This is a genomic window from Gemmatimonadota bacterium (genome assembly GCA_009838845.1).
GTDB lineage: Bacteria > Latescibacterota > UBA2968 > UBA2968 > UBA2968 > VXRD01.
Genome location: VXRD01000014.1, coordinates 38620 through 51558 on the forward strand (window position 1 = coordinate 38620; position 12939 = coordinate 51558).

Annotated in this window: 11 protein-coding genes; 4 read left to right on the top strand and 7 right to left on the bottom strand. The window is 50.9% G+C overall.

Annotated features, from left to right (window positions below; translation table 11 throughout):
- Positions 1-16: 16 nt before the first annotated feature.
- Entirely contained in the window at positions 17-283 is a 267-nt protein-coding gene (locus F4Y39_02025; GenBank protein MYC12484.1) for a MoaD/ThiS family protein, read from the top strand.
- 82 nt (positions 284-365) lie between these two features.
- Here F4Y39_02025 and F4Y39_02030 read toward each other — a convergent pair whose 3' ends face one another.
- Positions 366-1478 carry a M20 family metallopeptidase gene (locus F4Y39_02030; protein ID MYC12485.1) on the bottom strand — a complete coding sequence of 371 codons (1113 nt, stop codon included), beginning with the start codon at positions 1476-1478 and terminating at the stop codon, positions 366-368.
- 194 nt (positions 1479-1672) lie between these two features.
- Between F4Y39_02030 and ggt the strand changes: the two genes are divergently transcribed.
- The 3 genes from ggt to F4Y39_02045 are packed head-to-tail and all read left to right on the top strand — an operon-like array spanning position 1673 to position 5536.
- Positions 1673-3298, top strand: coding sequence for a gamma-glutamyltransferase (gene ggt / locus F4Y39_02035; protein MYC12486.1), 1626 nt, complete (start codon positions 1673-1675; stop codon positions 3296-3298).
- Positions 3238-4503 (top strand): hypothetical protein, encoded by a 1266-nt coding sequence (locus F4Y39_02040; protein ID MYC12487.1) that lies wholly within the window; start codon positions 3238-3240, stop codon positions 4501-4503. Before ggt ends, F4Y39_02040 begins: the two co-directional genes overlap by 61 nt.
- 10 nt (positions 4504-4513) lie before the next feature.
- Complete coding sequence (locus tag F4Y39_02045) at positions 4514-5536, top strand: ROK family protein (protein ID MYC12488.1); 1023 nt, start codon at positions 4514-4516, stop codon at positions 5534-5536.
- 70 nt (positions 5537-5606) lie between these two features.
- Here the strand turns inward: F4Y39_02045 and F4Y39_02050 are convergent, their stop codons facing one another.
- The 6 genes from F4Y39_02050 to F4Y39_02075 all read right to left on the bottom strand — a co-directional run bounded on the left by F4Y39_02050 (position 5607) and on the right by F4Y39_02075 (position 12933).
- On the bottom strand, positions 5607-6152 hold the full coding sequence (locus tag F4Y39_02050) for a porin family protein (GenBank protein MYC12489.1): 546 nt from the start codon (positions 6150-6152) through the stop codon (positions 5607-5609).
- A 69-nt stretch (positions 6153-6221) separates the two neighbouring features.
- A complete protein-coding gene (gene lpoB / locus F4Y39_02055; protein MYC12490.1) occupies positions 6222-6809 on the bottom strand; it encodes a penicillin-binding protein activator LpoB in 588 nt (195 codons plus the stop codon).
- A gap of 35 nt (positions 6810-6844) precedes the next feature.
- On the bottom strand, positions 6845-7660 hold the full coding sequence (locus F4Y39_02060) for a hypothetical protein (GenBank protein MYC12491.1): 816 nt from the start codon (positions 7658-7660) through the stop codon (positions 6845-6847).
- A gap of 19 nt (positions 7661-7679) precedes the next feature.
- Positions 7680-9038, bottom strand: coding sequence for a hypothetical protein (locus F4Y39_02065; GenBank protein MYC12492.1), 1359 nt, complete (start codon positions 9036-9038; stop codon positions 7680-7682).
- Between the two features lie 174 nt (positions 9039-9212).
- The gene (locus F4Y39_02070) at positions 9213-11336 is read right to left on the bottom strand and encodes a hypothetical protein (GenBank protein MYC12493.1); all 2124 of its coding nucleotides are present in this window, start codon (positions 11334-11336) and stop codon (positions 9213-9215) included.
- The gene (locus tag F4Y39_02075; protein ID MYC12494.1) at positions 11329-12933 is read right to left on the bottom strand and encodes a methyltransferase domain-containing protein; all 1605 of its coding nucleotides are present in this window, start codon (positions 12931-12933) and stop codon (positions 11329-11331) included. The genes F4Y39_02070 and F4Y39_02075 overlap by 8 nt, the downstream gene beginning before the upstream one ends.
- Between the last annotated feature and the right edge of the window lie 6 nt (positions 12934-12939).

Sequence of the window (12939 nt, forward strand, 5' to 3'; positions counted from 1 at the left end):
ATACAGGAGTTTGACTATGCCTGAAGTGTGGATTCCTTCGCTGATGCGCAAATTGACCGATGGTCAGGAAAAAGTGGTTGTTGGTGGCAATACGCTGCGCGAGGTGATCGAAAATCTGGATGCACAATTTCCCGGTATTAAAGATCGGGTGGTGTACGAGGATTATCGGATTGCACCTGGACTGGCTGTTGCGATTGATGGCGTTGTCACCGAAGAGGGTTTGCGGACACAAATATCCCCCGATAGCGAGGTTCATTTCGTGACGTCGATTGCGGGTGGGTAGAGGTTCGCGCCGGTCCGATTACACATGAAAAAGCCCTGTGATTGAGAGATCACGGGGCTTTTTTATATTTGGAAGAGAGTACCTAACTACAAAACCGCCGCACCATTTCCGAGAAGGTATCCACCGCTTGATGGAGTTGTTCGATTTCGATCCATTCGTCAATAGTGTGTGCCTGTTGGATATTGCCGGGACCGAGTACGACGAGTTCCATGGTTTTGCCAAAGATCATGCCATCGGTGCCATAAGCTACGGTTTTGGGTTCGCTCTTGTTTGCAACGGAGAGGGCTTCTTGCACGATGCGAGATTCTACGGGGGTATGGAGTGGAGCGAGTCCGTCGTAGATATCGACGTGGACTCCGCGTTCTTTGGCCAGTGTCCTGATTTTGTCGAGCAGGGGCGCGAAGTCTTGCCCAGGCATGGGGCGCATGTTGAGGGTTGCCCCGCTTTTTGGCGTGGTGATGTTCGATGCTTGTTCACCCCCGTGTATGACGGTGTTGAGGGTGGCGTGTGGGGGTGTAAAGGCATTGTTGAGGTATTTTTCGTCGGTTTTGAGTTCGCGGTCTATGGCGAGCATGTCGTTGAGGAAGGGGATGAGTTTGTGATTGGCGTTGATGCCTGTTCCCGTGCTGCTGTGTGTGGCTTTTCCCGTGGCTGTGACGCTGATTTTGACCGAGCCTTTGTGGGCATGTACCACGTCGAGCAGGGTCGGTTCGCCAATAATGCCGTAGCGCACATCGGATTCTTTTAATACCCCGGATTTTTGGGCGACGACATCGGCACCTCCGCAGTTGATTTCTTCATCTCCGGTGACGACCACGTAGATGGGGTGTTTAAGTTCGTCGATGGAGAAACGGCTTGCCGTGGCGATCATGCAGGCGACCGAACCTTTCATGTCGGCTACGCCGCGTCCGTAAATGCGGGAGCCCTTTTCGACGACTTCAAAGGGGTCCCAGGCCCACCCTTCGGCGGGTACGACGTCGTTGTGTCCCATCAGGGCGAGGCCACCGGTGCCATTTCCTTTTTTTCCGACGAGGTTCAGTTTGGGAACGCCGCTGGGGTCTGTGTAGGGGATGCGTTCGACCGCGAGGCCAGCTTTGCGCATACTTTCTGCCATGGCGTTTGAGCAATCTACGTTGCTCAAATAGCTGGTTGAGTTGAAGGATACAAATTCGCGCGTGAGTTGTACGGGGTCCATAAGGTTTCTTTCCAGATTATGGATGAATGGGATAGTGGATGGGCAATATACGTTGGTGCGGCGATTGGGGCAATAGATTCTGCAACAATAATCGCTATGACTCTACGGTTGCCAATTTTTTTTCTTGGACGTAGATTATACCGATCTTAATTCGGCCTATTGTGGCGTGAAATCAAACTATCAGGAGCAGTGTTATGGCTTTTTCAGCACATGGTGTGACACATAGACCAACGGTTACGGGTACGCGCGGGATGGTTGCGTGCGCACATCCGCTGGCCGCGCTATCTGGCGCGCGGATGTTGCTTGAAGGGGGCAATGCGTTTGATGCTGCGGTGGCGGTTGCTGCCGCGCTCAATGTTGTGGAACCCTATATGTCTGGTATTGCGGGGGTGGGGTATGCGATTGTGTATGATGCGAAAAACGACCACAGGCGCGTGCTGGATTATTGTGGGCGAACACCGTATCAAGCGCGTGCCGAGTTGTTTGATGGACCGGCGGATAAAGATGCTGGGCCGCGTTCGTGTTTGACGCCGGGTGCTTGTGGTGGCTGGTTGGAATTGTTGGAGCGCTATGGCACGATGACACCAGCAGATGTATTTGCGCCTGCGATTGATCTGGCGGAGAACGGGTATGCCGTGACGGTGAGGAATAGCCAATCGATGACCAGTGGCGGAAAGATGAACGACAGGGCCGAACACGTTATTCTGTCGCGTGGGCGCGGACCTCTGCCGGGGGAGATTTTAATTCAAAAGGATTTGGCGCGGACGTTTCGAAGGGTCGCTGAAGGGGGAGCGGAGGTTTTTTATCGCGGAGATCTCGCGCGCGAAATGGCGGAATATATTCAGGGTGAAGGGGGCTGGTTGTCCGAGCGCGATTTGGCGGATTTTGAACCGGAATGGGTCGATCCATTGGTGACGACTTATCACGGCTATGAGGTATTTTGTCCGCCGCCACCGAGTGCGGGATTTCAGATCCTTGAAACGCTCAATATGCTGGAGGGATACGATCTGGCTGAGATGGAACACCATTCGGAGCAGACATTGCATCTGTTCATCGAAGCTGTGAAGTTGGGCAATGCAGATCGGATCGAATACGCGGCAGCCCCGCAGGCTCCTGTTGAAGGATTGCTGGCGAAGGGGTATGCAGAAGAACGCCGAAAGCTGATTGGAAATCGCGCGGGCGTGCATCGGGGCGAGTGGTATCCGGCGACGAAGTTGCCGGGCGAGGTTGACCCGGGCGATCCAAAGGCCTGGCTCAATGAATGCACGACACATTTCGATGTGGTCGATGGTGATGGCAATGCCGTGGCTATAACTCAGAGTTTGGGGTCGGGTTTTGGGTCGGGGGTGATGATGGGCGATACGGGCATGTTTTTGAACAATTTTATTCGATGGGGCGATCTTGTGCCCAATAGCCCAAATTGTATTGCGCCTCACAAAAAAGTGGATATGTGTTTGTCGCCGATGCTGGTGTTTCGAGATGGCGCGCTTTTTTCTGCTCTGGGTACGCCGGGTAGCTGGGGTATTCAACAAACGTCGGTGCAATTTTTGACCAATGTGCTGGATTACGGCATGAATATACAGGCGGCGATTGAAGCACCCCGGTTCCGCATTGAGAGTGCAGGTACTAATGTGTCTATTGAAGGGCGGGTGTCGAAGTCTATTCGGCGCGCACTGAAAGCGCGTGGGCACGATGTGAAGGTGTTGCCCGATTATTCACCCGTTTGCGGGGGTGCGCAGGGTATTGTGGTAGATGCAGAATCGGGCGCGCTGATGGGCGGTGCAGATCCGAGACGCGATGGCTATGCGATAGGAGTTTAATCCGTAAAATACACGAGGAGAATAAATTGTCAGATTCATTTGAGCTTGAAGTTGAGCAGATCACGTATGGTCCCAAACATCACTTTTTTGGTTATATCGGTCAGTCGCAGACCATTCCCTGGAATCAGAGCGGTCGCTATATCGTCGCGTTGCGGAATGGTTTTCAGGATCATATGCCCGGACCTGGCGAGGCAGCGGATGTGATTTTGATCGATACTGAGAATGAGTATTCGATCCAGATAGTTGATCAGTCGCAGGGATGGAATCCGCAGCAGGGTACGATGTTTTATTGGAATCCCGAATCGCCGGAGATGCAGTTTTTTTTCAATGATCGCGATCCAGAGACGCAGAAGGTTTTTACGGTTTTATTTGATATTTCCAGGGGGAAAAGGATCCGCGAGTATCGCTATGAAGATACGTCGTTTGGCAACAGCGGTGTGGCGCAAAATGGCGGCTATTTTCTGGGATTAAATTACGCGCGCATGGCGCGTCTGCGGTTGGTGACGGGATATCTCGGCGCGGCGGACTGGACTGAAGGGGTTGTACATCCCGAGGACGATGGGATTTTTAAGGTTGATGTGAATACGGGTCAAAAAGAGTTGATTGTATCTTTTGCCCAATTGGGAGATGCATTGCGGGATTACCACCCGGGAGTTGAGAGCAAGGAGATGTTTATCAACCATACGCTGTGGAACCGGGATGATGATCGGATTTATTTTTATGCGCGAGGCAATTTCGGTGGGCGAGGGGATCGGCTCAATGTGCCTTTTACCGTGAATTCCGATGGCAGTGATTTGACCATACAGAAGGTTTTTATTGGTGGTCATCCCGAGTGGTTGGAAGGGCATGAGATTCTCGGTCACAATGCAGATGATCTGGTAGTGTACGATACCGATGAGCAGAAAATTGTACGGACTTTGGGAGATCAGTCTGTTTTTCCGGAGCCTGGCGGAGACAATGCGTTTTCCCCAGATGGGAAGTGGGTCATCAATGGTTCGGGACCAAAGCGCGGAACGGTTTATGTGATGTATCGCATGGCTGACGGGGCATGGGCGCGAACCGAGCGATACGATCAGGGGGCGTGGATATCGGGGGATTTGAGGAGCGATCCCGCGCCGTGCTGGAATCGCACGAGTGATCAGGTGCTTTTTCCATCGATTTCCAGAGATGGGACGCGCCAGTTGTTTGTGATTACACGAAGATAGGAATGGGATTATGGGAGAGAGCGATACGCGCTGTTTTGTGGGTTTGGACGTCGGTGGGACGAGTGTGAAGTCCATTCTCGTCGATACTTCAGGCAATTTATTGGGCGATATGGTGGAGGTGCCCAGTCGCGTCAAAGAAGGGTATGAGGCGACGTTTGCACAGCTTGAGGAAGCGCTGTTGTTATTGACGGATCGCGCTGGAAGGCGTCAATCGGATATCGCGGGTATTGGTCTGGATGTGCCTGCGCCGAGTAGCAATGGCGTGATTCGGGTGCAGGCCAATCTGGGGGCGGATTGGGTGGGGACGAATATTCGCGACGAGTTTTCTGCGCGTGCGGGTGTGCCCGTGTATATGACGAATGATGGCAATGCCGCGGCGGCGGGTGAATACGCTGCGCGTCCGGATTGCGACACGGGTCTTTTGCTTGTCGCACCGGGAACGGGTTTGGGCGGTGGATTGGTTTTACCCGGTGGGCAGATTTACGAGGGGGCAAATGGTCTCGCGCTGGAAGTGGGGCATGCTTCGGTTCCGTTTCGGGAGGCGAATGGAGCGTTGCCAGCTTGTTCGTGTGGTTTGACGGGATGTACGGAGGCCTGGGTGTCGCTTATGGCATTGCGACGCAGGCTTGAGATTGAATTGGCGAGGGATAAATGGAAGGATCACGCACTGAATGCTTCTGATGCGTCAATTGAGGAAAAAGCGTATCAACTCCGCGATTACGCGGAAAATGACGATCCGCTCGCGGTGTCGCTTTTTAAGGAGCAGGCATTTATTCTGGGTTATGCGATCGCGAATTGGGTGCGGTTATTCGACCCCGGGCTTGTGGTGATCGGCGGAGGGCTTTCAGAAGCGTCTTTTCGCGATCGGTATATGGCGTGGGTAATCGAAGGATTTAAGGATGGGTCGTGGCCGATCTATCTCGAAAATCCCTTTGATACGCAGGCTGTTTCAACGCAGTTTGAATGGGCGCGCGGCGGCGATTCTGCTGCTGCACTGGGTATGGCTTTTGTCGCGAGTGAGGTGTTTGGATAGGTGATATGAGGCCTGTGGATAAGACGCAAGAAGCGAGGGATTGTTTGGCCCTCGCTTCTTGTTTTTTTGATTAAAAGAAGAATTTGAGACCTGCGTAAATCCGGTCCATGTCGGTGGTGCGGTTGTCGGTAAAGATAAAGTCGTGTTTGTAGTCGAGTCCGATACGCACCCTTTTGTGGAGGACGATGTCTATGCCTGCGCCAGGTGCCAGACCAAAGTTGCGGCTGCCTTCATTGGGCGCATATAGCCCGGCGTTGAGCGAGACGTGGTACACAAAGGGGTCAAAGGCGTAGGCAAAACGCGAGCCGAGGCTGAAGATGGACATGTCGCGGTCGGAAAGATAATTATAGCTCGCCTGAATGCCGAGCCACTGGTCCATTTCGACGCCGAGGTCAACCCCATAGAGAAAACCCGTGCGCGTTTTGTTGACGTCCGTCAGGTCAAAAAAACCAGAGCCAAAGGCGGTGTTGAGATAGACGCGATGGCTCGGGCCGCCAAACGGGTATCCCCCTTTGCCGAATTCGCTTTCTTCTGCCCCATCAGTGCGGCCAGTTTGCGCGCTGGCACTACTCCCCAGAAGTATAGCGATTGCGAGTGTGAATAACAGGTGTTTCATGGTTTTGCTCCTTTCTGGATCAGGATTATCCGTAAACCCCAACCTAATAATCCCAGGTCTTCTGCGCAATTACAATCCGATGCTGCGCTTTTTGTAGGCTTTGCGGATTTCTTTTTCGTCTGTCCATATAATTTCTGATGAGACCAGATCCGTGAGTTGGAAAGTGGCTTTGTAGTAGATGAGTTTGTCTTTGCCCACTTCCTGCACGTTCGCGCTGAGTGTGCCTGTGAGGATCAGGTCTGATCCGGTCTGTTTGCCCGGTGCTTTGGCCTGTGTGGGATCGACGTAGCCCGATTGTTGATAGTCGTATTCTGTGGCGATGTCTTTGCGGTTGGTGACATCGACAAAGCGCACTTTGCCGCTCTGGATCAATGCGGTTTTGATTTTGTCGGAGAGGGCTACCATGTCGATGTGTTCGGTAGTGCGATTGCGCATTTTGCCGAGCATGATGGCGGGTTCAGGTCTGTTCAATGGGGCTTTGAGGATTGAATCGACGACTTTTTTGGCGATGAGTTGCATGTCGTTTTCGTTAAAGCGGTCGTCGAGCAAGGCGATGGTTTTGGGATCTTCATACGTCCCTTTTGTAAAGGCTCTGGGCCCAGCGCATCCAGTTGTGATACCGATCAGGGCGATTGCTATCCAGGTGATGAGTTTCATGGCTTAACTCCTTGTTGAGAGGTGAAAGGCGTGTCTTATCGCCATTCGCATTCCATGCGCGTGTCAATCATGTGCCATTTGTCCGGCAGCACTACATCCTGTTTGTAGCGGATATAGGCGCGGCAGTCTTGAATGGGTGAACTGACTGGATAATCCATTTGATATGTTTGAACCCGCGAGAGGTCTATCGCTGGTATCTCGTCGATTTGATGGATTCCCGGGCGCGAGGATGTGAAAATTCGTACGGTTTTGCTGCCGTGTGTTTTGAGTGGGATTGTTCCCGAGAAGGTGACGCGCCGAATTTTTCGCGGGATCAAGGGGTCTGTGGCATCGATCAGGGTGTCTCTTTTCCACTGTCCGGCGAGCACTGTGTTTAAGTCGGCAGTGAAGACGCGCTGGATCTCGTCGTCGGGAATGATGACGTAGAGAAAGCGATGGCGCACTGTTTGGGAATGCCCGTCAAAGGTCAGGTAAATGGTGAGGTTGAGCGATTGATTGGGCGCGAGCGCGTGTTTGGAGATGGCCTGTATAACGACGGGTGCAAGACCGGCTTCCTTCAGTGCAATCAGACCTTCAGCAGATGCATCGCCCGCATATCGCCGCTCGGAAACCATCTGTGCGATTTGGTCGGGTTTAAAGTCGCTTTGTACCAATTGCAACAGGTCCTCACGGGTGAAGGGTAGCTGGTCCGTGCGTTCATAAACGGCGGGCAATTCTCCGCCGTCCCATTCGACGAGGTTGACGACGATGCCCCGCGTGGGCGGCAGGTCTGATTGCGCCGCGTTTGCCGTTGACATGACCAGCAGGACGAGAGCGATTATCGACAAAAGACTTCGATGTGAAAGTTTCATTGTGTTCCTCCTTGTGTAATTATTGATAGATCCTGTGATTTAAAAACGTGCGTTGGCCGGGTTTGATTTCGATGTTGGTAAAGGTTTCGGTTTCGATAATGCGCCCGTTGGCGTCGAGTGCTTCGAGCGTGATGGTGTGAATACCGGGTGGCAGTTCGAGGCGGCCGATTTGTATATTGTGGGGCAAGGAGACCCAACTGCGGGTGTCGGCGATTTCGGTTGAGATGTTGAACAGGTTGACGAAGAAACCGAGGACTTCATTTTCGTCTTTGGCCTCTCGGTGGGCTATGTATTTCACAAGCCCGCGTGCAATTGTTCTGATCATAATCCTCGGGTAGTGATCCCGGAGCGATGTTTTTGCAATTGCGGCGTAATTTTGGGCGATCTGCGTTTGGATGGTGCGATTTCCTGCGCGGATGAGAATGTGCTTTGTGCGCGGGGCAACGGCCTCGTATTTGGGAAGGGTAACGCGCAACCAGTATTCGACATCGCGAATGGGATATACGCGGTGACGGCGGTGTGAGATTTCGGCGGCGATGGTAGATACTTTGTCGCCTTTGCTGTGTTTGATGTCTTCTTCGTAAACGGGCAGATCTATTTCCTCCTGGACTTTGCGGGGGATAAAGCCGATTTCAGAAAAGATCACGAGTTCGCCATTGCCCACAGGCGGTACAAAGGGCGGGATGTTGAGCGAGGCAAAGCGCATGTCGGATTCCTTGCCGTTGAGAATGTCATCTACCTGTTTGAGGTCTTCGGCGATGGTTTGAGGTGGGGCGGTATAGAACTTTTTTTCGTAGTATGAATAGGCGTCTTGTGCGTGCTGATAGGAGACACGTGCGTCGTTGAATTCGCCTGTGGCTTCGTAGAACAGGCCGGTGATGTAGTGAATAAAGGCGTCATTTTTGTAACTCGTCTGTCCATTGTGGATGGCGTATTGGTCGAGTTTCAAATTGGCTTTGCGACATTCGACAAGGGCGTCTTCAGGGAGGCCCAGATACCAGTAGTTCAACGCGCGATAGTAGTGTACGGCAACCATTTCAAAGCTGTCGCCGCGGTAGTTGCGTATGGCGTCGTTGGTCAAAAATGCGGCGGCTTCTCGGGAAACCGAGCGGGTATAGAGTCGATCTGATAACCGCTCGGCTTCGGCAAAATAGCGGTTGGATGTTTCGTAGTGACCCTGATAGTGGGTTAAGAGGCCATTTTCGAGGAGATAGAGCAATTGGTTGCCTCTTTTTCTCGACTTTTTGATTTTTGCACGGGCGTCTTCGTAATTGCGCGCGCGCAGGCTCGTGCGAAAGTCGCCCGAAAAGTGAGAATAGGTGGCGCAGCCGTGTAGCGAGACGGTTAGCAAAAGCACTGTGTAGTAAATTGTTTTCACCGCACATTTCTCCGTTGAGGTTTTTGTGTGCGGTAAAAGTGTTATGCAAACAGCGTGCCAATTGAGATGAATTGTTTTAAGTTGTTGAATTACAACATGATATAATCAGGATAGAAAAGGCGGGATATGTGACGCTATGGCACAGGTGTGAATTTTTACAACAGTTTGAAAATTTTACAAAGCCAAAATTTTCAGTTGCTTAACTGTTGTTTTCACAGGATAGAGATTTTCTATTTTGACTGAAACGCGCTGGTTTTTTTCGAGCGAAAAAAAGGCGTCCATTTGAGCGAAGTTCTCTGTTGGGATGAATATTTGTTGTGTTAAGAGCGTCTGGTCTGCAAAGATTGAGACCTTGATGCTCGCATGTTCGCGGAATGCGTTCAGGCGTTTTACGGTGATTTTTGTTTCGTATTCTCTAAAAATAAAGCTTTTAGAGCGTTCTGGTGTCGCAGATTTGTTTGCTTGAAATGTGAACAGGTATCTCCCGCGTTTCAGGTGGTAAGACGGGGTTGTTATTACGCCATCGCGGAGTGTTGCGGTATTGCGGATGTTGATTTGCACGCCCGTGGGAGATAGCTTGCAGGTATCAAATGCAATAGTGCTGGGGTGCAATGGTTCGTGCGGTATCTGATTTGCGATGATCAGCGAAGGACTCGTGGAAAATACATCGAGCATGGTTGCGGCATTTTGTTTGATGTAATCTTTGCCAATATTTTGTCCGATGTAATTGTTGTCGATGTATTGCAGAATATGCTCGTCGGGGATTTTGTTGATGATTGCTTGTTTTGTCTGTATTTCCCCCTGGTGATAAGTGTAAATCTGAGATATTTCGACTGGCAAGACATAGTGTGTGCGGTCTCTATTTTGCTCCGCGCTCATTATTTCTATGGGCTGTATCGCATAGTCGTATTTTAATCTGTCGAGGTCTTGTTTGTGAATACGCAGTTCTCTGGCAAAGACGACTTTTTGCACATTTTCCATTGCGTTGAGCGTATCTATGACTGTGCTTCTGGTATCTCTGGTGTTGTGCAATACTATGCCCGTTTGATAAGCGTCATAAGCTCGTGGCAGTAAAACGAGCATGGCTGCGAGGCATACAATCAGAATTGGCTTTTTGAGCTTTGGATAAAAGCGCGTCAATGCTGCATGCAGATTGTAAAACGCGACACCAGTAAAGACGGCGATGAATGGGTACACCTGTATAAAGTTTCTGTGAAAGTTGACGGTCATGCCGCTCATAAATACAAGATAGCTCGCGGGAAATAATAAGATCAGGAGCAATACAGGGCGGGAAATTGTCCCCGCCAGACCGATTGCAAACAGGATGGTGCCTGTTAGCCCTATGTTTTGGTAAAATTCCCGTATCTGAAATGCAAAATAATCCCATCCAGGGCTGATTGTTGCGCCGGGGTGTCCCGTGGTTTTGTAGTAATTAATTTGGTGTAAAACATCCTTAATAAAATTTGGAAAGTCGAGAATTGCGTAGGGCATCATAAAAAAGAAAGTCACCGCTGGCAGGCAGGGGATCGCAAGCCAATAAAATTTTTGGCGCGAGAGTTCATCCCGGTAAGACATCCAAATCAGCGATGCAATGGGGAGCAAAATTACCAGGCACGAATTGTATTTTATCGCTGTGGCAAAGCCGACGCATATTAAACCCAATATGAAATAGATGATTTTTTTTTGGTCGATAAACAAAATGGAGAATAGGGCGACAAGCGAGACAAACAGGGCGACTGGCGCGTCCATTGTTACAAAACCCGAATGAACTATGTGGATCGGGAGAACAGATAAAAAAAGGGCCGATATGATGCCTGTCCATCTGTTGCATATCGACCTGCTGATTAAATAGGCGATAAATACTGTTGCGATGCCCATTGTGGCGGTCAAAAAACGATTCCAAAAATAAAAGCTCGGATGAGATATCGTCCAGTGCCAACCGGTGTCGGCTCCAATGCGTATATTTTCTACGCTTGCCAAATCGCCCGTGAGTGAGAGATAAATACGGTATAACTGATCGATCAGCAGGTTCAAATAAATCATCAGAGAACCGTACTTAAAAAAATGGGGGTTGTAATCCCCCGTTTTTATCATCTGAAGCGCGTTGCTGGCTGTAAGGGGTTCATCCCAAAAATACAAATAGGGCAAACCGACGTTTAATTGGAAATATCGAAGGATAAATGCAAAGAAGATGATCAGGATGATGATAGATGTGAAATAGTGTTTCACTATCGCATGGTGGATACCCGGGTACCGCTCATTAAAATTGGCTTTAATGGACGCGATAAAATCACTCATGGGATAAAACCTTTGCGCGCTTTTGTGCGATGAGTAGAAAATTCCACGCTTCGCTCTCTACGCGGTGCAAGCGATCCAAAAATAGTGCGCCGAGTTGGATGACAAAAAATCCAATGCGCGCAAAGGGGATTAGAGGACCGCGTTCAAAACGCGCCAAATAATAACAGAATCGCGTCCCGGCTGTGACCCAAAATCCCGCAAGCGCGTGCGTTGTATGGACGGTTAGCCCCGATTTTTCAGCGAGATGGCGCAAGCCATAAGGCGTAAAACGAAAATAATCGTGGGGGATTTCGTGCAAGCCCCAAATATGGGGTGCGGTGAGAATTAAATAGCCACCCGGTCGCAATACGCGCGCCATTTCGTCAATTGCCAATTGGGGCTGCGGCACATGTTCTAAGACCTGATTGCATAACACGGTACCGCAGGTTTGGTCGCGGATGGGGAGGGCCAGCACATCGCCCCATACGTCGGCGCGTTCATACCGCTCGCGCCCTTTTTCCAGGCCGATGTATTGTTGCACGCGCGTCTCAAAAATGCTGGCATAGGGTTTATTGCCACACCCCACATCCAGCAATTTTCCACTTACCATCTCCTTTACTTTGTCCATTGTCTGGCGCATTGTGCGGTGAATCAACCAGTTTTTGCCAAATAGACCGACCGGGCGTCCATCACATCCATCGCCTTCCATATCCACGCGCGACAATCCCCACCACGCACCAATGGCGAGGCACGCAACGCCAACCAAACTGATCCAATGCCCTAACGCGAACACGAGTGCCAGGCCACCCAAAACAATGCCTGCCAACCACATCAGAGCGACTGCTGCACGCACTGGTAGCCCCCATTGTATCAATCGCTGTGCAACGTGATCCCGGCTGGGTCGGACAATAGAGCGGCCTTTGGCAAATCGGATCGCACTGATAAATACCGCTTCAAAGATGGGCAGGCCCAGAACGATCAAAGGTCCGATAACGCCTATGAGACCATCAATATGGTTTGAGACAACAATAGCCATACCACTCAGCAGAAAGCCAATTAACAGGCTTCCAGTATCGCCCATGAGGATGCGGGCGGGATGAAAATTGTGTAGCAAATATCCCGTGAGTGCGCCCGCTGTTACGAGTGCCCAATCGCCTGCATTTATCACCCACAAACTCAATGAAGCAATGGTTCCACTACCCGAGGAAAGACCGTCTTCCATGTCCAGAACATTGAACGCATGGCACATCCAGACCATCCACAGCGCAGTCAGGGGGCCATCTATCCAGATAATATTTGTGAGATGGATACACGGGCCGAGGTAGGCGGCAATGCCTGCAGCTACAAGGGTCAACGCAAATTTGTGTAGCGGTGCAAAAGGCTTCCAGTCGTCTAAAATGCCTATGAGTGCCATTCCCACAGCACCGATGACGAGGCCCAAAGGGAGCGATTGAGGCAAAAACCAAAAGCCACAAAAAAGAGCGGCCAGCAAAGCTGTACCGCCCAGAGTTGAAACAGGCGCGTCGGGCGCATTAAAACGGCGAGCCATCAGGCGCGCAACCGCTGTGAATAAAGCCGATAGAATTGCGGTAATACCGAATAAGATAACGGGCGTCAAAACACA

Excerpts from the sequence above, each read along its gene's own strand:
- F4Y39_02070 (MYC12493.1), bottom strand. The coding sequence starts at position 11,336 with ATGAGTGATTTTATCGCGTCCATTAAAGCCAATTTTAATGAGCGGTAC.
- F4Y39_02060 (MYC12491.1), bottom strand. The coding sequence starts at position 7,660 with ATGAAACTTTCACATCGAAGTCTTTTGTCGATAATCGCTCTCGTCCTG.
- F4Y39_02025 (MYC12484.1), top strand. The coding sequence starts at position 17 with ATGCCTGAAGTGTGGATTCCTTCGCTGATGCGCAAATTGACCGATGGT.
- lpoB (MYC12490.1), bottom strand. The coding sequence starts at position 6,809 with ATGAAACTCATCACCTGGATAGCAATCGCCCTGATCGGTATCACAACT.
- F4Y39_02045 (MYC12488.1), top strand. The coding sequence starts at position 4,514 with ATGGGAGAGAGCGATACGCGCTGTTTTGTGGGTTTGGACGTCGGTGGG.
- F4Y39_02050 (MYC12489.1), bottom strand. The coding sequence starts at position 6,152 with ATGAAACACCTGTTATTCACACTCGCAATCGCTATACTTCTGGGGAGT.
- ggt (MYC12486.1), top strand. The coding sequence starts at position 1,673 with ATGGCTTTTTCAGCACATGGTGTGACACATAGACCAACGGTTACGGGT.
- F4Y39_02030 (MYC12485.1), bottom strand. The coding sequence starts at position 1,478 with ATGGACCCCGTACAACTCACGCGCGAATTTGTATCCTTCAACTCAACC.